General features: G+C 66.4%; 24 protein-coding genes. 3 read left to right on the top strand and 21 right to left on the bottom strand.

Annotation, left to right across the window (positions count from 1 at the left end; genetic code table 11):
* Positions 1–35 precede the first annotated feature (35 nt).
* The 17 genes from WG922_RS10640 to WG922_RS10560 form a co-directional block, all read right to left on the bottom strand.
* Positions 36–1,025 carry a DNA-directed RNA polymerase subunit alpha gene (locus WG922_RS10640; RefSeq protein ID WP_340282558.1) on the bottom strand — a complete coding sequence of 330 codons (990 nt, stop codon included), beginning with the start codon at positions 1,023–1,025 and terminating at the stop codon, positions 36–38.
* Positions 1,026–1,115: 90 nt separating this feature from the next.
* A complete protein-coding gene (gene rpsD, locus WG922_RS10635; RefSeq protein ID WP_340282557.1) occupies positions 1,116–1,739 on the bottom strand; it encodes a 30S ribosomal protein S4 in 624 nt (207 codons plus the stop codon).
* Between the two features lie 100 nt (positions 1,740–1,839).
* Complete coding sequence (gene rpsK, locus WG922_RS10630) at positions 1,840–2,244, bottom strand: 30S ribosomal protein S11 (protein WP_340282556.1); 405 nt, start codon at positions 2,242–2,244, stop codon at positions 1,840–1,842.
* 18 nt (positions 2,245–2,262) lie between these two features.
* Positions 2,263–2,628, bottom strand: a complete 366-nt coding sequence (gene rpsM, locus WG922_RS10625; RefSeq protein ID WP_340282555.1) for a 30S ribosomal protein S13 — start codon at positions 2,626–2,628, stop codon at positions 2,263–2,265.
* A gap of 25 nt (positions 2,629–2,653) precedes the next feature.
* On the bottom strand, positions 2,654–2,767 hold the full coding sequence (gene rpmJ / locus WG922_RS10620; protein WP_011481465.1) for a 50S ribosomal protein L36: 114 nt from the start codon (positions 2,765–2,767) through the stop codon (positions 2,654–2,656).
* Between the two features lie 62 nt (positions 2,768–2,829).
* The gene (gene secY, locus WG922_RS10615; RefSeq protein ID WP_340282554.1) at positions 2,830–4,149 is read right to left on the bottom strand and encodes a preprotein translocase subunit SecY; all 1,320 of its coding nucleotides are present in this window, start codon (positions 4,147–4,149) and stop codon (positions 2,830–2,832) included.
* A 21-nt stretch (positions 4,150–4,170) separates the two neighbouring features.
* Positions 4,171–4,605: a 50S ribosomal protein L15 gene (gene rplO / locus WG922_RS10610; RefSeq protein ID WP_340282553.1), complete on the bottom strand. Its 435-nt coding sequence runs from the start codon at positions 4,603–4,605 to the stop codon at positions 4,171–4,173.
* A gap of 10 nt (positions 4,606–4,615) precedes the next feature.
* Positions 4,616–4,798 (bottom strand): 50S ribosomal protein L30, encoded by a 183-nt coding sequence (gene rpmD, locus WG922_RS10605; RefSeq protein WP_340282552.1) that lies wholly within the window; start codon positions 4,796–4,798, stop codon positions 4,616–4,618.
* A 16-nt stretch (positions 4,799–4,814) separates the two neighbouring features.
* A complete protein-coding gene (rpsE, locus tag WG922_RS10600; protein WP_340282551.1) occupies positions 4,815–5,336 on the bottom strand; it encodes a 30S ribosomal protein S5 in 522 nt (173 codons plus the stop codon).
* Between the two features lie 18 nt (positions 5,337–5,354).
* Positions 5,355–5,720, bottom strand: a complete 366-nt coding sequence (rplR, locus tag WG922_RS10595; RefSeq protein ID WP_340282550.1) for a 50S ribosomal protein L18 — start codon at positions 5,718–5,720, stop codon at positions 5,355–5,357.
* 11 nt (positions 5,721–5,731) lie between these two features.
* A complete protein-coding gene (rplF, locus tag WG922_RS10590; RefSeq protein WP_340282549.1) occupies positions 5,732–6,265 on the bottom strand; it encodes a 50S ribosomal protein L6 in 534 nt (177 codons plus the stop codon).
* Positions 6,266–6,281: 16 nt separating this feature from the next.
* Positions 6,282–6,677: a 30S ribosomal protein S8 gene (rpsH, locus tag WG922_RS10585; protein WP_340282548.1), complete on the bottom strand. Its 396-nt coding sequence runs from the start codon at positions 6,675–6,677 to the stop codon at positions 6,282–6,284.
* Between the two features lie 22 nt (positions 6,678–6,699).
* A complete protein-coding gene (rpsN, locus tag WG922_RS10580) occupies positions 6,700–7,005 on the bottom strand; it encodes a 30S ribosomal protein S14 (protein ID WP_340282547.1) in 306 nt (101 codons plus the stop codon).
* Positions 7,006–7,014: 9 nt separating this feature from the next.
* Complete coding sequence (gene rplE / locus WG922_RS10575; protein WP_340282546.1) at positions 7,015–7,554, bottom strand: 50S ribosomal protein L5; 540 nt, start codon at positions 7,552–7,554, stop codon at positions 7,015–7,017.
* A 10-nt stretch (positions 7,555–7,564) separates the two neighbouring features.
* Positions 7,565–7,882: a 50S ribosomal protein L24 gene (gene rplX, locus WG922_RS10570; RefSeq protein ID WP_340282545.1), complete on the bottom strand. Its 318-nt coding sequence runs from the start codon at positions 7,880–7,882 to the stop codon at positions 7,565–7,567.
* Positions 7,883–7,894: 12 nt separating this feature from the next.
* The gene (gene rplN / locus WG922_RS10565; protein ID WP_340282544.1) at positions 7,895–8,263 is read right to left on the bottom strand and encodes a 50S ribosomal protein L14; all 369 of its coding nucleotides are present in this window, start codon (positions 8,261–8,263) and stop codon (positions 7,895–7,897) included.
* Between the two features lie 187 nt (positions 8,264–8,450).
* Positions 8,451–10,031 carry a glycerol-3-phosphate dehydrogenase/oxidase gene (locus WG922_RS10560; RefSeq protein WP_340282543.1) on the bottom strand — a complete coding sequence of 527 codons (1,581 nt, stop codon included), beginning with the start codon at positions 10,029–10,031 and terminating at the stop codon, positions 8,451–8,453.
* Positions 10,032–10,084: 53 nt separating this feature from the next.
* Between WG922_RS10560 and proC the strand changes: the two genes are divergently transcribed.
* Positions 10,085–10,927 (top strand): pyrroline-5-carboxylate reductase, encoded by an 843-nt coding sequence (gene proC, locus WG922_RS10555; RefSeq protein ID WP_340282542.1) that lies wholly within the window; start codon positions 10,085–10,087, stop codon positions 10,925–10,927.
* An 18-nt stretch (positions 10,928–10,945) separates the two neighbouring features.
* On the opposite strand, the gene ubiA is transcribed toward proC, so the two are convergent.
* The 4 genes from ubiA to recG form a co-directional block, all read right to left on the bottom strand.
* Positions 10,946–11,833 (bottom strand): 4-hydroxybenzoate octaprenyltransferase, encoded by an 888-nt coding sequence (ubiA, locus tag WG922_RS10550; protein ID WP_340282541.1) that lies wholly within the window; start codon positions 11,831–11,833, stop codon positions 10,946–10,948.
* Positions 11,823–12,314, bottom strand: a complete 492-nt coding sequence (locus tag WG922_RS10545) for a Dps family protein (protein WP_340282540.1) — start codon at positions 12,312–12,314, stop codon at positions 11,823–11,825. The genes ubiA and WG922_RS10545 overlap by 11 nt, the downstream gene beginning before the upstream one ends.
* A 75-nt stretch (positions 12,315–12,389) precedes the next feature.
* Positions 12,390–13,343 (bottom strand): LysR substrate-binding domain-containing protein, encoded by a 954-nt coding sequence (locus tag WG922_RS10540; protein ID WP_340282539.1) that lies wholly within the window; start codon positions 13,341–13,343, stop codon positions 12,390–12,392.
* Between the two features lie 12 nt (positions 13,344–13,355).
* Entirely contained in the window at positions 13,356–15,422 is a 2,067-nt protein-coding gene (gene recG, locus WG922_RS10535; RefSeq protein WP_340282538.1) for an ATP-dependent DNA helicase RecG, read from the bottom strand.
* A 72-nt stretch (positions 15,423–15,494) separates the two neighbouring features.
* Between recG and queA the strand changes: the two genes are divergently transcribed.
* On the top strand, positions 15,495–16,547 hold the full coding sequence (gene queA, locus WG922_RS10530) for a tRNA preQ1(34) S-adenosylmethionine ribosyltransferase-isomerase QueA (protein ID WP_340282537.1): 1,053 nt from the start codon (positions 15,495–15,497) through the stop codon (positions 16,545–16,547).
* Between the two features lie 22 nt (positions 16,548–16,569).
* Positions 16,570–17,730 carry a tRNA guanosine(34) transglycosylase Tgt gene (gene tgt / locus WG922_RS10525; protein ID WP_340282536.1) on the top strand — a complete coding sequence of 387 codons (1,161 nt, stop codon included), beginning with the start codon at positions 16,570–16,572 and terminating at the stop codon, positions 17,728–17,730.
* Positions 17,731–17,756 lie beyond the last annotated feature (26 nt).

The following is a 17,756-nucleotide window of genomic DNA, read 5'->3' as shown; positions in this document are numbered from 1 at the left end:
CCGGATCAGGTACTGCCAGTTCACCATTGATGTAATTAACGCTTGTCGAGCCCGGCGGGGGGCCAGCTCTCGAGCTTCATACCGAGGGTGAGGCCACGGGAGGCCAGCACTTCCTTGATTTCGTTGAGCGACTTGCGGCCCAGGTTGGGAGTCTTGAGCAGCTCGTTTTCGGTTCGCTGGATAAGGTCGCCGATGTAGTAGATGTTTTCGGCCTTCAGGCAGTTCGCCGAGCGAACGGTGAGTTCGAGCTCATCGACCGGTCGCAGCAGAATCGGGTCGAACTGCTGCGAGGTGCGCTGCACCGGCTGGTCGAATGCGGCGAGTTCGCTGCCCTCGAGCTGTGCAAACACCGCGAGCTGCTCCACCAGGATCTTGGCGGAGGCACGCACCGCGTCTTCCGCAGTGATCGCGCCGTTGGTTTCGATCTCGACCACCAGCTTGTCCAGGTCGGTACGCTGCTCCACGCGGGCGCTCTCGACGGTGTAGCTGACGCGCTTCACCGGGGAAAACGACGCGTCGAGGACGATGCGCCCAATCGACTTGGTCGGCTCGTCGGCATAGCGGCGCATCGTGCCCGGCACATAGCCGCGGCCCTTTTCCACCTTGATCTGCATATCGATCTTGCCGCCCTGCGACAGGTGCGCGATGACATGCTCGGGGTTGATGATCTCGACGTCATGCGGCGTCTGGATGTCAGCCGCCGTCACGGGGCCTTCACCGTCCTTGCGCAGCGACAGCGTGACCTCGTCGCGGTTGTGGAGCTTGAACACCACGCCCTTGAGGTTCAACAGGATCGAGACCACGTCTTCCTGAACGCCATCGATCGAGGAGTACTCGTGAAGCACACCGGCAATCGTGACTTCGGTTGCCGCATACCCGACCATCGAGGACAGCAGCACGCGGCGCAGGGCGTTGCCCAGCGTGTGACCATAGCCGCGCTCGAACGGCTCCAGCGTGACCTTGGCGCGATTGGCGCCAAGCTGCTCCACGTTGATGGACTTGGGTTTCAGCAAATTGGTTTGCATGCAGGACTTCCTCTCAATACCCCCGGCTCGTTACACCGGTAAGGCTGGTGAAGCACCCGACCACGGTGCCCCATGGCCAGGAACGAAAAATTAGCGCGAATACAGTTCAACGATCAGCGACTCATTGATGTCGGCGCCGAACTCGTCGCGATCCGGGACCTTCTTGAAGGTGCCCTCTGCCTTGTCGGCGTTGACCTCGACCCAGGCGGGCAGACCGACTTGCTGCGCAAGCTGCAGCGCCTCGACGACGCGGTTCTGCTTCTTGCTCTTCTCGCGCACGGCGACCACGTCACCGCTCTTGACCTTGTACGAAGGGATGTTCACCGGCTGGCCGTTGACCGTGATGGCCTTGTGCGACACCAGTTGGCGCGCCTCGGCACGGGTCGAGCCGAAGCCCATGCGGAACACCACGTTGTCCAGGCGGGACTCGAGGATGAACAGCAGGTTCGCGCCGGAATTGCCCTTGCGCCGAGCAGCCTCTTCGAAGTAACGGCGGAACTGCTTTTCGAGCACGCCGTACATGCGCTTGACCTTCTGCTTTTCACGCAGTTGCAGGCCGAAGTCCGAGGTGCGCTGGCCCGAGGTGCGACCGTGCTGACCAGGCTTGGAATCGAACTTGGCCTTGTCGCTGATCGAGCGGCGGGCGCTCTTGAGGAACAGGTCCGTGCCTTCGCGGCGGGAGAGTTTGGCCTTGGGGCCGAGATAACGTGCCACTGTGTGTCCTTCTTGCTAGATCTGCCGCGGCCGTCTGCCGCGGGAGCCGGTCATCGGGAGATGCCGGCGGTGGGCTTTGTTGAAACCAGGTGCCCGCCGCTCAGATGCGACGACGCTTCTGGGGACGGCAGCCGTTGTGCGGCACCGGCGTCACATCGGCGATGGACGTGATGCGGATCCCCAGGGCTGCCAGGGCGCGAACGGAGGACTCACGACCCGGGCCCGGGCCCTTGATCTCGACGTCGAGGTTCTTGATGCCCTGCTCGATGGCCGCGCGGCCTGCAACCTCCGAAGCCACCTGGGCGGCGAAGGGCGTCGATTTGCGCGAACCCTTGAACCCCTGGCCGCCCGAGGACGCCCACGACAGGGCATTGCCCTGGCGGTCCGTGATGGTGATGATCGTGTTGTTGAAGGAGGCATGGACGTGCGCGACACCGTCGGACACGTTCTTGCGAACCTTCTTGCGCACACGCTGCGCGGCGTTGCTGGCGGGAGCCTTGGCCATATTCAGTCTCTTTCCCGTTTATTTCTTCAGTGCCTGGGCGGCCTTGCGCGGACCTTTGCGGGTGCGTGCGTTGGTGCGGGTGCGCTGACCGCGCATCGGCAGGCCGCGGCGGTGGCGAAAGCCACGGTAGCAGCCGATGTCCATCAGGCGCTTGATGTTCATCGTGGTCTCACGGCGCAGGTCACCTTCGATGGTGAACTGCCCGATCTGGTCACGGATCTTCTCGAGATCGGCGTCCGACAGGTCCTTGACCTTCTTCGAATAGGCAATGCCGCAGGCCTCGCAAATCTTGCGAGCGCGGGTACGTCCGATCCCGAAGATGGCCGTGAGACCGATCTCGGCGTGTTGGTGCGGCGGAATGTTGATGCCAGCAATACGTGCCATGTGCGTCTTTCCTGAAACTCTCTGGTCAGCCCTGGCGCTGCTTGTGACGCGGATCGGTGCAGATCACGCGTACAACGCCCTTGCGGCGGATGATCTTGCAGTTGCGGCAGATCTTCTTGACGGAAGCCGAAACTCTCATGTGCTTTTCTCCTAAAACCCTTCGCGCCCAATCGACGCGTGAAACTCGTCTGTTGCTACCTGTCAGCCGCCCACGGACGTCTTGAAGTTGGCCTTCTTGAGCAGCGATTCATACTGCTGCGACATCAGGTAGTTCTGCACCTGTGCCATGAAGTCCATCGTGACCACCACGATGATCAGTAGGGACGTGCCACCGAAATAGAACGGCACGTTGTAGCGCAGGATCAGAAACTCCGGCAGCAGACACACCAGCGTGATGTACATCGCACCGGCCAACGTCAGGCGAACCAGGATCTTGTCGATGTAGCGGGCGGTCTGATCACCCGGACGAATGCCGGGGATGAACGCACCGCTTTTCTTCAAGTTGTCGGCCGTCTCCTTGCTGTTGAACACCAGTGCGGTGTAGAAGAAGCAGAAGAAGATGATGGCCGCGGCGTACAGCATCACGTAGATCGGCTGCCCCGGCGACAGCGTGCTTGCGACGTCGCGCAGCCACCGCATCGAATCTCCCGTCGCAAACCACCCGGCCACCGTTGCGGGCAGGAGGATGATCGACGAAGCGAAGATCGGCGGGATCACACCCGACATGTTCAGCTTCAGGGGAAGATGCGAGGACTGGCCTCCGTACACCTTGTTGCCCACCTGCCGCCGCGCATAGTTGACCAGGATCTTGCGCTGCCCACGTTCGACGAACACCACGAACCAGGTCACCAGGCCGACCAGCGCGACGATGAACAGCGAAACGAGGATGTTCATCGCGCCGGTGCGCACCAGCTCCAGCAGTCCGGCGATCGCCGCCGGCAGGCCGGCCGCAATGCTCGCAAAGATCAGGATCGAAATCCCGTTGCCCAGACCGCGCTCGGTGATCTGCTCGCCCAACCACATGAGGAACATCGTGCCCGCCGTGAGGCTGACCACCGTCGTCATGCGGAACCCGAAGCCAGGATCGATCACCAGACCGGCCGAGGACTCCAATGCGATCGAGATCGACAGCGACTGGAACAGCGCCAGACCCAGCGTGCCGTAGCGGGTGTACTGTGTGATCTTGCGCCGACCGGCCTCGCCCTCCTTCTTCAGCTGCTCGAGCGTCGGAACGACGTAGGTGAGCAGCTGCATGATGATGGAGGCTGAGATGTACGGCATGATCCCCAGCGCGAAAACCGCGAACCGCGACAGCGCGCCACCCGAGAACATGTTGAACAGGCTCAGGATGCCGCCCTGCTGCCCCTTGAAGAGGGCCTGCAGTTGGGCCGGGTCGATTCCCGGCACAGGAATGTGCGCGCCAATGCGGTAGACCACCAAGGCGAGCAGCAGGAACGTCAGCCGGCGAGGGAGGTCGCCGAACTTGTTCGTCCGTGCAATCTGGGCTGCGCTAGTTGCCACCGGGTACTACCTCGTATCCGATCACTCGGCCAGGCTGCCGCCGGCAGCTTCGATCGCGGCCTTGGCCCCTGCGGTGGCGCCCACGCCGGTGAGCTTGACCGCGCGCGTCACCTCGCCAGACTTGATGACCTTCACGACCTTGGTCATCGCGGGCACGAGCCCGGCCGACTTGAGTGACAGCAGATCGACTTCATCCGCTCCCAGCGTGTCCAGCATGGACAGGGTGATCTCGGCGTTGTACTTCAGCAGATGCGACTTGAAGCCGCGCTTGGGAAGGCGCCGCTGCAGCGGCATCTGCCCGCCTTCGAAGCCAACCTTATGGTAGCCGCCCGCGCGGGACTTCTGCCCCTTGTGGCCGCGGCCGGCGGTCTTGCCCAGGCCCGAGCCGATGCCACGACCGACACGGCGCTTGGCATGCTTGGCGCCCGCTGCGGGCTTGATGTCATTCAGTTGCATGGTGTGCCTCTCAGAGGACTTTGACCAGGTAGCTGATCTTGTTGATCATGCCGCGGACCTCCGGGGTGTCCTGCAGCTCGCTCACGCTATTGAGCTTGCGCAGGCCCAGGCCACGCACGGTGGCGCGGTGCGACTCTTTGGTGCCGATCGGGCTGCGTACCAGCTGGATCTTGACGGTCTGTTGGTTTGCCATGTGTGTCTAGCTCCGGTCAGGCGGTGAAGATGTCTTCGACCGACTTGCCGCGCTTGGCCGCCACTTCCGCAGGGGTGGTGGCGTTCCTGAGCGCGTCGAAGGTGGCGCGAACCATGTTGTACGGGTTGGTCGAACCGTGGCTCTTGGCCACGATGTCGGTAATGCCCATGACTTCGAATACGGCGCGCATCGGACCGCCGGCGATGATGCCGGTACCCTTCGGTGCTGGAGCCATCATCACGCGGGCCGCACCATGGTGGCCGAACACGTTGTGGTGGATGGTCCCGTTCTTGAGCGACACCTTGGTCATGTTCCGGCGCGCTTCTTCCATCGCCTTCTGCACGGCCGCGGGCACTTCCTTCGACTTGCCCTTGCCCATGCCGACGCGACCGTCACCATCGCCGACCACGGTGAGCGCGGCAAAGCCGAGGATCCGGCCGCCCTTGACCACCTTGGTGACGCGGTTCACCGCGATCATCTTTTCCCGCAGGCCGTCTTCCGGACCGTCACCCTGGGGCTTAGCTTGCATCTTTGCCATCTTGAATATCCGTGTCCGTTAGAACTGCAGGCCGGCTTCGCGAGCCGCATCGGCCAGCGCCTTGACGCGGCCGTGATAGGCAAAACCGGAGCGATCGAAGGCCACCTTCTCGACTCCGGCAGCCTTGGCCTTCTCGGCGATAAGCTTGCCGACCGCCTGAGCGGCCGCCGCGTTGCCACCCTTGCCGTGCCCCCCAAGGGACTGGCGCAGGTCGGGCTGCGCGGTCGAGGCGGACGCCAGGACCTTGCTGCCGTCGTCGGAGATGACGGTCGCGTAGATGTGCAGGTTGGTGCGATTGACGGTCAGACGGGCAACGCCTTGCTGGGCAATGCGGATGCGGGTCTGGCGTGCGCGGCGCAGGCGCTGCTCTTTCTTGGTCAACATCGTGCTGCCCCTTACTTCTTCTTGGTCTCTTTGATCGTGATCTTCTCGTCCGCGTAGCGGATGCCCTTGCCTTTGTAGGGCTCGGGCGGACGAATCGCACGAATCTCTGCAGCCACCTGGCCGACGCGCTGGCGGTCGGCGCCCTTTATCACGATTTCCGTGGGCGCGGGGGTTGCGACGGTGATGCCCGCGGGCATGTCCTTGTTGACGGGATGCGAGAAGCCGACCGCGAGGTTCAGCTTGGCACCCTGTGCAGTGGCCTTGTAGCCGACGCCGACCAGGGTCAGCTTCTTCTCGAAGCCCTTGGTCACGCCGACAACCATGTTGTTCACCAGCTGGCGCATGGTGCCGCTCATGGCGTTGGCTTCACGGGACTCATCCACGGGCGTGAAGGTCAGCTTGCCATCTTCGTTGGCGACCTTGACCAGTTCGTTGGCAGACAGCACCAGCTGGCCGCCGGCACCCTTGACGCTGATCTGGTCTTCCTTGATCTGCACGTCCACGCCCTGCGGGACGGTGACCGGGCTTTTTCCTACTCGGGACATTGTTGGCTCCTACCCTTCAGGCGACGTAGCACAGCACTTCGCCGCCGACGCCGGTGGCGCGGGCCTTGCGGTCCGTCATCACGCCCTTGGGCGTCGTGACGATGGCGACACCGAGGCCGTTCATGACCTGAGGAATCGCGTCGCGGCCCTTGTAGATGCGCAGGCCGGGGCGGCTCACGCGCTCGATTCGCTCGATGACCGGGCGGCCGGCGTAGTACTTGAGCGCGATTTCGAGCTCGCTCTTTCCGCCGTCCTGCTTCACCTGGAAGCCGTCGATGTAGCCCTCGTCCTTCAGCACCTGGGCAATCGCCACTTTCAGGTTGGAAGACGGCACGCTCACCGTAGCCTTGGCCACCATCTGCGCGTTGCGGATGCGGGTCAGCAGGTCGGCAATGGGATCACTCATGCTCATGTTCTGTATCTCCTGCCTGGGGTTACCAGCTGGCCTTGATCACGCCAGGGATGTCGCCGGTGAAGGCCATCTCGCGGATCTTGTTGCGCGCCAGTCCGAACTGGCGGAAGGTGCCGCGCGGGCGACCCGTGATCTCACAGCGGTTGCGCAGACGCGTGGGGTTCGCGTTGCGGGGCAGCTGCTGCAGTGCCAGGCGCGCTGCAGCGCGCTCTTCGTCGCTCTTTTGCGCATCGTCGGCAATCGACTTCAGTTCCGCGTGCTTCTTCGCGAACTTGGCGACCAGTTTTTCTCGCTTGAGCTCGCGCTCGATCAAAGCTTTTTTAGCCACGATGCACCTTCAGGACTTGAACGGGAAACGGAAGCCAGCGAGCAGCGCCTTGCACTCGTCGTCGGTCTTGGCCGTAGTCGTGATACTGATATTGAGGCCGCGCAGGGCATCGACCTTGTCGTATTCGATCTCGGGGAAGATGATCTGTTCCTTCACCCCGATGTTGTAGTTGCCGCGCCCGTCGAAGGCGCGCGCCGAGATACCGCGGAAGTCGCGCACTCGCGGCAGGGCCACGGTGATCAGGCGATCGAGGAACTCGTACATGCGCTCGCCGCGCAGGGTGACCATGGCGCCGATGGGCTGGTTCTCGCGGATCTTGAATCCGGCGATCGCCTTCTTCGACTTGGTCACCACCGGCTTCTGGCCGGCGATCTTGGTCAGGTCGCCCACGGCGTTGTCCATGACCTTCTTGTCGGCCACCGCCTCCGAAACACCCATGTTCAGAGTGATCTTCGTGATGCGCGGCACCTGCATCGGCGACTTGTAGCCGAACTTGGAGGTGAGCTCGGGAGCCACCTTCTCGAGGTAATGCTGCTTGAATCGTGCCATGTGATACCCCTCAGCCCGCCTTGATTTCTTCGCCGGACGACTTGAAGACGCGCACGCGCCTGTCGCCTTCGACCTTGATGCCCACGCGGTCGGCCTTGCCGGAAGCGGGGTTGAAGATCGCCACGTTGGACTGGTGGATCGGCATGGCCTTCTCCACGATGCCGCCGGTGGTGCCCTTCATGGGGTTGGGCTTGGTGTGCTTTTTCACCAGGTTGATACCTTCGACGACGACGCGGTCGTCATCCTTGCGCAGGACCACCCGGCCACGCTTGCCCTTGTCGCGGCCCGCGAGCACGATCACTTCGTCGCCTTTGCGAATCTTGTTCATGAACGCGTCCTCTTAAAGAACTTCAGGAGCGAGCGACACGATCTTCATGAACTTCTCGGTGCGCAGCTCGCGCGTGACCGGGCCGAAGATGCGGGTGCCGATGGGCTCCAGCTTGTTGTTGAGCAGTACAGCGGCGTTGCCGTCGAACTTGACCAGAGAGCCATCGGCGCGGCGCTTGCCCTTGCGGGTGCGGACCACGACAGCACTGTAGATCTCGCCCTTCTTGACGCGACCGCGCGGAGCGGCCTCTTTAACGCTCACCTTGATGATGTCGCCGACGCTGGCGTAGCGACGCTTGGAGCCACCGAGCACCTTGATGCACAGGACGGACTTCGCACCTGTGTTGTCGGCGACTTCGAGCCGGGATTCAGTTTGGATCATTTCAAGTAGTTCCCAACTTGTACCCAATGCCCGCCACACGCTGCGGCAGATGCATCGAGTCAGTCTTGGGCCTGTCGTGTGCCGCCGAGGCCCCAGGGCCCCCGCGACTTCCGAGTAGGCAGATGTCTCGCGGATGTCCCGCCCAAAAATAGGCGAGCCCGCGATTTTGGCACAAGTGCAAATCTTGTCAAGCGCCTGCAACAGCGGCAGTGGGCACGTACGTGGCCGCCAACGCGTCGAAGGCCTCGCGCGCGGGATCGATGCCGGTTTCCTCCTGCAGCACGGCGGCCACCGCAGGAGCCAGCCTCGCGGCCAAGTGGGCATCGATGAACAGGAGGCGCGAGCGTCGAGCGAGAACGTCTTCCACGGTGCGTGCGTACTCGCGGCGCGCGGCAAAGCGCACCATGGCCTCGGTCAGCCCACCACCCAGCTCCCGGTCGGCGCCCGGCAGCGCCTGCACGTCGGCCGCTTCACTGCCGTAGAGGTGCACGCCCGGCGGCTGGCTCAGGTCCACCGGATCGGCGCTGCGCGGCTCGGCGCCGACGAGCGGCAAGTTAGCAGTTACTCCGGCTCCAAGCCCTTTCAACAGGCCAGCGTGGACGCAACGGGCGAGCACGTCCTCGGCCATCGAACGGTAGGTGGTCCATTTGCCCCCGGTGACCGTCACGAGGCCGCTGCGCCGCACTTCTACGGTGTGCTCCCGACTGATCGCGCCCGTGGCTCCGCCATCCTCACCCGCCGGTTTGACGAGCGGCCGGAGGCCGACCCAGACGCTGCGGACATCGGCCACTCTCGGCGCCCGCGCGAGATAGCGGCCCGCCTCACGCAGGATGAAGTCGAGCTCTTCGGGCAGGTGCACCGGCTCGCGCGGCAGATCCTGACGCGGCGTGTCGGTGGTGCCCAGGATCAGCTTGCCGAGCCACGGAACGGCGAACAGCACCCGCCCGTCTGCAGTGCGGGGCACGATCAGCGCATGGTTGCCCGGCAGAAACGCGCGATCCACGACGGCGTGGACGCCCTGGCTCGGTGCCACGATGGGGCGGGCGAGCTGGCCCGCACCGGCGCCATCCATGGCCCGCAAGGCATCGACCCAGACGCCCGTGGCGTTCACCACGCACCGAGCCCGCACAGTGAACGCGCCTCCGCCTTCGCGATCCCGGCAGTGCAGCCCGGCGACCTTGCCGTCCTCGTGCAGCAGCCCGGTCACCTCGCAGTAGTTCAGCACCGTCGCCCCATGCTGCACCGCGGTTCGCGCGAGCGCGAGGGCGAGCCGCGCGTCATCGAACTGACCGTCCCAGTACAGCACGCCCCCCTTGAGCCCGTCGGCGCGCAACCCGGGCAGCCGCTCCAGCGTCTGACGCCGCCCCAGCAACTCCGTCGTGCCCAAGCCTGCCCGCCCCGCCAGAAGGTCGTACAGCTTGAGGCCTGCGCCGTAGAACGGGGTTTCCCACAGCCCGTATGACGGCATCACGAAGGGCAGCCGGGCCGCAAGATGGGGTGCGTTGCGCAAGATGGTGGCGCGTTCGTGCAGGGCCTCGCGCACGAGTCCGATACGGCCTTGGGCCAGGTAGCGGACCCCGCCGTGCACCAATTTGGTCGCGCGCGAGGAAGTGCCGCCCGCGAAATCGTGCGAATCCACCAGCGCCACCGAGAGCCCGCGCGCAGCCGCGTCCAGAGCAACGCCGAGGCCCGTGGCGCCGCCTCCGACGACGGCAATGTCATAGGGCTCCGGTCGGCCCAGCCGGGCCAGGATGTCTTGTCTGCGCATGAGCTGATTCTCGCAGGCACGGATACCGCTTTCGGCGCGGCTAGACTCGCCCGATGACGTCCGCAAGCCCGCCTCCCCAGCACGCACCGCTCGCCTTCATCGGCGGCGGCAACATGGCGAGCGCCATCCTCGGCGGTCTGCTGCGCCGCGGCCTCGACCCCTCACTGGTCGAGGTAGTGGAGCCCTTCGCGCCGACGCGTGAGCGGCTTCTGCAGGTGCACGGCGTGCGCGCGCTGCCCGCCGCGCAAGACGCCCTGCGGCGCGCCTCCCTGGTGGTCTGGGCGGTCAAGCCGCAGAGCTTCGCCGAGGCGGCGGAGCAGGCTCGTGCGCACCTCGCACCCGACGCGTTGCACCTGAGCGTGGCCGCGGGCATCCGGTCCGGCAGCATCGCCACCTGGCTCGGCACCGAACACGTCGTGCGGGCCATGCCGAACACGCCGGCGCTGGTCGGCAAGGGCATCACCGGCCTGTTCGCGCGCGACGCCGTGACGCGGTCGCAGCGTCAGCGCGTGGAGCAGGTCGTGGCAACGACGGGCGAGTGGCTGTGGGTATCCGCCGAGGAACAGCTCGACGCGGTGACGGCGCTCTCGGGCTCCGGGCCGGCCTACGTCTTCCTGTTTCTTGAATCGATGATCGAGGCGGGTGTCCAAATGGGATTGCCACGGGCGCAGGCTGCGCAGCTTGCCATCGCCACGTTCTCCGGATCGGCCGCACTGGCGCGCGACGCGGACGATCCGCCGCAGGTGCTGCGCGAGCGGGTCACCTCCAAAGGCGGGACCACGCACGCAGCCATCAGCGCGATGGAGGCGGACGGTGTGCCGCAGGCTTTCCAGCGCGCCCTGCACGCCGCCTGCGCTCGGGCGACGGAGTTGGGCGACGCGTTCGGCGCCACCTGAGCGGAGGGGCTGCTGCCGTCAGCGCAAGGCGTAGCCGGCAACCACGCCGGCGAACACGGTGCAGCCGAGCCAGTGATTGGTGCGGAATGCGCGAAAGCACCCATCGCGCGTGCGCTCGCGGATCAGCCGGTAGTGCCACGCCGCCTGGCCTGCGGCGGCGAGCAGCGCCAGTGCGAGCGGCACCGCAGCTACCCGGGGCAGCAGCAAGGCGCCCCACACGCCCAGGTACGCGGCATAGCAGGCCATCACCACCGGCACATCGGCCTTGCCCAACGTGATGGCCGAGGTCTTCATGCCGATGCGCAGGTCGTCGTCGCGATCGACCATGGCGTACTCGGTGTCGTAGGCCAGCACCCAGAACAGGTTGCCCACCAGCAGCGCCCAGGCCAGAGGCGGCACCTGCGACTGCACAGCCGCAAACGCCATCGGAATGCCGAAGCTGAAGGCGATCCCCAGCACGGCCTGCGGCATCGAGACGATGCGCTTGGCATAGGGATACAGCAGCGTGATCGCCAGCGCCGCGAAGGACCACAGCACCGTGGCACGGTTGGTGGTGAGCACCAGCGCGAAAGCCGTTGCGGCCAGCACCGCGCCCACGGCAAGCGCTTCGCGCGGCGACACGCGTCCGGAGGTCACCGGCCGTTGTGCGGTGCGCTTGACGTGGCGATCGAACTCGCGGTCGGCCACGTCGTTGACGCAGCAACCGGCGCTGCGCATCAGGATGGTGCCGAACACGAACACCGCCAGCAGGTGCCAGCCCGGAAAGCCGCCGGCCGCCACCCACAGGGCGGCCAGCGTCGGCCACAGCAGCAGCAGCCATCCGGCGGGTCGATCCCACCGGATCAGGTCCAGCCAGGTCCGCAGGCGCTGCGCCCCCGGCGCAGCGCCCACGGTATCAGCCTTCAAGGATGGAACGCAGCATCCAGGCGGTCTGCTCGTGCACCGTCAGTCGCTGCGTGAGCAGGTCGGCCGTGGGCTCGTCGTTGGCCTTGTCGGCCAACGGGAAGAGCTCGCGCGCGGTACGGGCCACGCCCTCGTGCCCCTTCACGAGAATGCGCACCATCTCCATCGCGGAAGGCGGCGTATCAGGCACGTCCGGCAATGTGGTGAGCTTGCCGAACTGCGCATACGAGCCGGGCGCCGCAGCACCGAGCGAGCGGATCCGCTCGGCCACCGGATCGACGGCATTCCACAGTTCCGTGTACTGCTCCATGAACATCGCGTGCAGCGAGTTGAAGTGCGGTCCCTTGACGTTCCAGTGGAAGTTGTGGGTTGTGAGGTAGAGCGTGAACGTGTCGGCCAGCAGCCGCGACAGCCCTTGGGCGATGGCGGTGCGATCCTGCTCGCTGATGCCGATATTGATGGCGGGAACATCGGTGTTGCTCATCGGAACTCCTTGTCTATCGATGCGTGTCGAACATGAAACTGTAGCCGCGCGCGCCACAGCGTGTGGCCCAGCGTTTCAAGATAGACGCTGCACGCCGGGCAGCTCGCAGGCGTAGATCGCGTTGCGCAATGCGGCGATGGCCTCGTAGCGGGTGAAGCTGCGGCGCCAGGCCAGCACCACGCGGCGCTTGGGAACGTCGTCCTCGAAGGGAAGATAGCGCACGAAGGACGCGTCCTCGCGGCGGCGCTTGGGCCGCACCTCCAGCGCCTCCTTGGGCACCGACAGCCGCGGCACCAGGGTCACGCCCATGCCGGCCGCCACCATGTGCTTGATGGTCTCCAGCGACGAGCCCTCGAAGCTCTTGCGGATGCCTTCGGCGTTGCTCGCGAACCGCGCGAATTCGGGGCACACCTCGAGAACGTGGTCGCGAAAGCAGTGGCCGGTGCCGAGCAGCAGCATGGTCTCGCTCTTGAGCTCCTGCGCCGTGACGCTCTTGCGGCTGGCCAGCGGATGCGAGCTGGGAATTGCCGCCATGAACGGCTCGTCGTACAGCGCAGCCACTGCGAGCCCGGTGTCGGCGAACGGCTCGGCCATGATGGCGCAGTCGATCTCGCCGGTGCGCAGCATCTCCAGCAGGCGCGCGGTGAAGTTCTCCTGCAGCATCAGCGGCATCTGCGGCGTGCGCACGATCGCCTGGCGCACCAGGTCGGGCAGCAGGTAGGGGCCGATGGTGTAGATCACCCCCAGGCGCAAGGGGCCGGCGAGGGGATCCTTGCCGCGCTTGGCGATCTCCTTGATGGCAGCCGCCTGCTCCAGCACGCTTTGTGCCTGGCGCACGATCTCCTCCCCCAGCAGCGTGACCGAGACCTCGTTGGCGCTGCGCTCGAACAGCTTGACCTCCAGCTCCTCCTCGAGCTTCTTGATCGCGACCGACAGCGTCGGCTGCGACACGAAGCACGCTTCGGCGGCCCTGCCGAAATGCTTCTCGCGCGCGACTGCGACGATGTATTTGAGTTCGGTGAGGGTCATGGAGGGATGGGCTCAGGCCTTGAGGTATTCCGATTTTCCACCGAGCCAGCGGGCCAGGTGCCGCTGCGCGAGCTCGGGGTGGCGGTCCAGCAGCCGAGGCGCCGCCGCGCGCACCGCCTCGAGCAGGGCCCGATCCTCCTGCAGGTCGGCAAAGCGCAGCAGCGGAGCGCCCGATTGCCGCGCCCCCAGGAACTCGCCCGGGCCGCGGATGTCGAGGTCGCGCCGGGCGATCTCGAAGCCGTCGTTGGTCTCGGCCATGGCCTTCAGGCGGGCCCGCGCGGTCTCGCCCACCCGGCCCTGCTCGCCCGGCGCGTACAGCAGCACGCACGCCGACGCCGCGGCGCCGCGCCCGACGCGCCCGCGCAGCTGGTGCAGCTGCGACAAGCCGAAGCGCTCGGCATGCTCGATCACCATCAGCGAAGCGTTGGGCACATCGACGCCGACCTCGATCACGGTGGTGGACACCAGCACGCCGGTCTCGCCCGATTCGAACTGCGCCATCACGGACTTCTTCTGCGCCGTGGGCATGCGCGAATGCAGCAGCCCCACCGCCACCCCGGGCAGCGCGGCGCTCAGGGCCTCGTGGGTGGCGGTGGCATTGCTCAGGTCGAGCGCCTCGCTTTCCTCGATCAGCGGACAGACCCAGTACACCTGCCGGCCCTGCGCCACCTGCGCACGGATGCGCTCCACCACTTCGGCGCGGCGGCTCTCGGCGATCACCTTCGTGAGGACCGGCGTGCGCCCCGGCGGCAACTCGTCGATCGTGGAGACATCCAGGTCGGCGTAGTAGCTCATGGCCAGCGTGCGCGGGATCGGGGTGGCCGACATCATCAACAGGTGCGGCTCCTGCTCCTGCGCCTGCATCTTGGCGCGCAGCGCGAGCCGCTGCGCGACGCCGAAGCGGTGCTGCTCGTCGATGATCGCCAGCGCCAGCCTGGGGAACTGCACCTGCTCCTGGATCACCGCGTGCGTGCCGACCACGAGCGCCGCCGCGCCGCACGCGATCTGCTCGAGCATCTCGGCGCGCTCCTTCTTCTTCTGGCTGCCGGTGAGCCATGCCACCCGCAGGGCCCGCGGCGCCAGCAGCGGCTCCAGCCACCCGATCAGCTTGCGAAAGTGCTGCTCGGCCAGGATTTCGGTCGGCGCCATCAGCGCGCACTGCCAGCCGGCATCGATGGCGATGGCCGCCGCCAGCGCAGCCACCACGGTCTTGCCCGAGCCCACGTCGCCCTGCAGCAGGCGGTGCATGGGCACCGCGCGCGCCAGGTCGCTGGCGATCTCCTCACCGACGCGGCACTGCGCCTGCGTACGCTGGAACGGCAGGGCGGCCAGTAGCTGCTCGTGCAGCCCGCCCGGCTGCGCCAGCAGCGCCGGAGCGCGCAGCGCATCGCGCTCGCGCTTGGTCACGAGCTGCGACAGCTGCTGCGCAAGGAGTTCCTCCGCCTTCAAACGCTGCCACGCCGGGTGGCTGCGATCCTCCAGCAGCGCCATCGGCACCTCGGGGCTGGGATGATGAAGGAAGGCCAGCGACTCACGCAGGCTCCAGCCGGGAGCCAGTCCCAGGCTTTGCGCAAGCCCCGGCGCGAACGTGTCGGACAGGTCCGCACGTGCGAGCCCCGCCGCCACCGCCTTGCGCAGGTAGGCCTGGGGCAGGGCGGCCACCGTGGGATAGACCGGCGTAAGGGCCTTGGGCAACGGGTCGTGGGCGGGGCGGCAGGTCGGGTGCACCAGCTGCCAGCCGAACAAGCCGCCGCGCAGCTCGCCGCGGGCCCGCAGCCGCGTGCCGATGGCCATGGCTTTTTGCTGCGAGGGATAGAAGCTGAAAAAACGCAGCTGGCAGGTGTCGGTGCCGTCGTCCAGGGTGACGACCAGCTGCCGGCGCGGGCGGAACGCCACCTCGCTGCCGGTCACCGTGCCCTCGATCTGCGCGAGCTCGCCTTCACGCGCATCGCGCAGCGCGGTGATGCGCGTTTCGTCCTCCCAGCGCATCGGCAGGTGCAGCGCCAGATCGATGTCGCGCGACAGGCCCAGCTTGCGCAAGGCCTTTTGCGGAGCGGAAAGAGGCGCACTGCCGGGCATGCAACAATTCTGCCCGCTTCGCCTGCCCGGCTTCCTCACCCACCTTGGCACGGGTCCGTCCGACCCTCAAGCATGCGCACCTCCTTCACCGTCGGCGACTTCGACTTCGCCCTGCCCCCTGACCTCATCGCGCAGCACCCCGCCGCCGAACGCAGCGCCTCGCGGCTGCTCGATGGCACCGGCGCCGCGCCTGTCGATCGCGTGTTCCGCGACCTGCCCGGGCTGCTGCGTGCGGGCGACCTGCTCGTCTTCAACGACACCCGCGTGGTGAAGGCTCGCCTGTACGGTGCCAAACCGAGTGGGGGCCGGCTCGAGCTGCTGGTCGAGCGCGTGCTGCAGGAACAGGAGGTGGTCGCGCACATGAAGGTGAGCAAGAAGCCGCCGACAGGCACCGTCCTGGCGATGGACGGCGGCTTCCAGGCCACGCTGCTCGGGCGCTGGCCCCATGAACACGGCCCCCTCTTTCGCCTGCGCCTGAGCGACGAGCCGCACGCCCTCATGGAGCGTCACGGCCATGTGCCGCTGCCGCCCTATATCGAGCACGCCGACACAGCGGACGACGAGCGTCGCTACCAGACCGTGTTTGCGAAGCACCCGGGCGCGGTCGCCGCACCCACCGCCGCGCTGCACTTCGATGAGGCCATTCTGTCGGCGCTGGAGGCAGCGGGGATCGAGCGCGCCAGCGTCACCCTGCACGTGGGCGCCGGCACCTTCCAGCCGGTCAAGAGCGAGCAGATCGCAGAGCACCGCATGCACAGCGAGTGGTACGACGTGCCCGTGGCCACGCAGCGGGCCGTCGCGTCGGCGCGGGTGCGCGGCGCCCGCGTGGTGGCGGTGGGCACGACGACCGTGCGCACCCTGGAATCGTGGGCGCGCTCCGGGCAGGCCACCGGCGACACCGACATCTTCATTACGCCCGGCTTTTCATTTCGCGTGGTCGATCTGCTGATCACCAACTTCCACTTGCCGCGCTCGACGCTGATGATGCTGGTCAGCGCCTTGGCCGGCTACGACCGTGTGCGGGCGCTGTACGACCATGCCATCGCGCAGCGTTACCGCTTCTTCAGCTATGGCGACGCCATGCTGCTGGCCCGTCACGACCTCTCCGAAGACAACGCCCGCTGATCCCCCGATCCGCGCACCTGCCATGCTCGAATTCGAACTGCTCGCCACCGAAGGCCGCGCCCGCCGCGGCCGCCTTACCCTCAACCACGGGGTGGTGCAGACCCCCATCTTCATGCCCGTGGGCACCTACGGCACCGTCAAGGGCGTCATGCCCCGCTCGCTGCACGAGATGGGCGCGCAGATCATCCTGGGCAACACTTTCCACCTGTGGATGCGCCCGGGGCTCGACGTGCTGCAGCAGTTCGGCGGCCTGCATCGCTTTGAAAACTGGAACAAGCCGATCCTCACCGACTCCGGTGGATTCCAGGTCTGGAGCCTGGGCGAGATGCGCAAAATCAGCGAGGAGGGCGTGAAGTTCGCGTCGCCCGTGAACGGCGACCGGCTGTTCCTCACGCCGGAGATCTCGATGCAGATCCAGACCATCCTCAACAGCGACATCGTCATGCAGTTCGACGAGTGCACCCCCTACGAAACCAAGGGCCACCGCACCACCGAGGCCGAGGCGCGCCTGTCGATGGAGCTGAGCCGGCGATGGGCCGAGCGCTGCCGCACCGAATTCGCGCGGCTGGAGAACCCCAACGCACTGTTCGGCATCGTGCAGGGCGGCATGTTCGAGCACCTGCGCCAGGAATCGCTCGACGCACTGGTGGCGATGGACTTCCCCGGCTACGCGGTGGGCGGCGTCAGCGTGGGCGAGCCCAAGGAAGAAATGCTGCGCATCATGGCGCACACGCCGCACCGGCTGCCCGAGCACAAGCCGCGCTATCTGATGGGCGTCGGCACGCCCGAGGACCTGGTGGAGGGTGTGGCGCAGGGTGTGGACATGTTCGACTGCGTGATGCCCACGCGCAATGCGCGCAACGGCCACCTCTTCACCCGCTTCGGAGACCTGAAGCTGCGCAACGCCCGCCACCGCAGCGACGAGCGGCCGCTGGACGAGACCTGCACCTGCTACGCCTGCAAGGGCACTACGGCCGCCGACGGCAGCGTCTCGGGCGGCTTCTCGCGCGCCTACCTGCACCACCTCGAGCGCTGCGGCGAGATGCTCGCGCCCATGCTGGCCAGCATCCACAACCTGCACTACTACCTGAACCTCATGCGGGAAGTACGCGAGGCACTCGACGCCGGCCGGTTCGCCGCGTACGCGCAGGCGTTCCGAACCGACCGCGCCCGCGGCGTCTGAAGGAGCCCCGCCGCAGCAGCCGGGCA

Origin of the sequence: Ramlibacter sp. AN1015, assembly GCF_037726105.1 — a bacterium.
Classification (GTDB): domain Bacteria; phylum Pseudomonadota; class Gammaproteobacteria; order Burkholderiales; family Burkholderiaceae_C; genus Ramlibacter.
The sequence above is the reverse complement of the archived record's forward strand: the minus strand, read 5'-3'. Positions and strand labels throughout refer to the sequence as shown.

What these genes read in the sequence shown, in the direction of transcription:
- WG922_RS10560 (WP_340282543.1), bottom strand. Translation starts at nt 10,031, where the DNA reads ATGCGCAGACAAGACATCCTGGCCCGGCTGGGCCGACCGGAGCCCTAT.
- rpmD (WP_340282552.1), bottom strand. Translation starts at nt 4,798, where the DNA reads ATGGCAAACCAACAGACCGTCAAGATCCAGCTGGTACGCAGCCCGATC.
- rplE (WP_340282546.1), bottom strand. Translation starts at nt 7,554, where the DNA reads ATGGCACGATTCAAGCAGCATTACCTCGAGAAGGTGGCTCCCGAGCTC.
- rpsH (WP_340282548.1), bottom strand. Translation starts at nt 6,677, where the DNA reads ATGAGCATGAGTGATCCCATTGCCGACCTGCTGACCCGCATCCGCAAC.
- rpsK (WP_340282556.1), bottom strand. Translation starts at nt 2,244, where the DNA reads ATGGCCAAGGCTCCCGCCAGCAACGCCGCGCAGCGTGTGCGCAAGAAG.
- rpsM (WP_340282555.1), bottom strand. Translation starts at nt 2,628, where the DNA reads ATGGCACGTATTGCTGGCATCAACATTCCGCCGCACCAACACGCCGAG.
- WG922_RS10545 (WP_340282540.1), bottom strand. Translation starts at nt 12,314, where the DNA reads ATGAGCAACACCGATGTTCCCGCCATCAATATCGGCATCAGCGAGCAG.
- rpmJ (WP_011481465.1), bottom strand. Translation starts at nt 2,767, where the DNA reads ATGAGAGTTTCGGCTTCCGTCAAGAAGATCTGCCGCAACTGCAAGATC.
- rplF (WP_340282549.1), bottom strand. Translation starts at nt 6,265, where the DNA reads ATGTCCCGAGTAGGAAAAAGCCCGGTCACCGTCCCGCAGGGCGTGGAC.
- rplN (WP_340282544.1), bottom strand. Translation starts at nt 8,263, where the DNA reads ATGATCCAAACTGAATCCCGGCTCGAAGTCGCCGACAACACAGGTGCG.
- rplO (WP_340282553.1), bottom strand. Translation starts at nt 4,605, where the DNA reads ATGCAACTGAATGACATCAAGCCCGCAGCGGGCGCCAAGCATGCCAAG.
- recG (WP_340282538.1), bottom strand. Translation starts at nt 15,422, where the DNA reads ATGCCCGGCAGTGCGCCTCTTTCCGCTCCGCAAAAGGCCTTGCGCAAG.
- rpsE (WP_340282551.1), bottom strand. Translation starts at nt 5,336, where the DNA reads ATGGCAAAGATGCAAGCTAAGCCCCAGGGTGACGGTCCGGAAGACGGC.
- WG922_RS10640 (WP_340282558.1), bottom strand. Translation starts at nt 1,025, where the DNA reads ATGCAAACCAATTTGCTGAAACCCAAGTCCATCAACGTGGAGCAGCTT.
- tgt (WP_340282536.1), top strand. Translation starts at nt 16,570, where the DNA reads ATGCTCGAATTCGAACTGCTCGCCACCGAAGGCCGCGCCCGCCGCGGC.
- rplX (WP_340282545.1), bottom strand. Translation starts at nt 7,882, where the DNA reads ATGAACAAGATTCGCAAAGGCGACGAAGTGATCGTGCTCGCGGGCCGC.
- rplR (WP_340282550.1), bottom strand. Translation starts at nt 5,720, where the DNA reads ATGTTGACCAAGAAAGAGCAGCGCCTGCGCCGCGCACGCCAGACCCGC.
- proC (WP_340282542.1), top strand. Translation starts at nt 10,085, where the DNA reads ATGACGTCCGCAAGCCCGCCTCCCCAGCACGCACCGCTCGCCTTCATC.
- WG922_RS10540 (WP_340282539.1), bottom strand. Translation starts at nt 13,343, where the DNA reads ATGACCCTCACCGAACTCAAATACATCGTCGCAGTCGCGCGCGAGAAG.
- queA (WP_340282537.1), top strand. Translation starts at nt 15,495, where the DNA reads ATGCGCACCTCCTTCACCGTCGGCGACTTCGACTTCGCCCTGCCCCCT.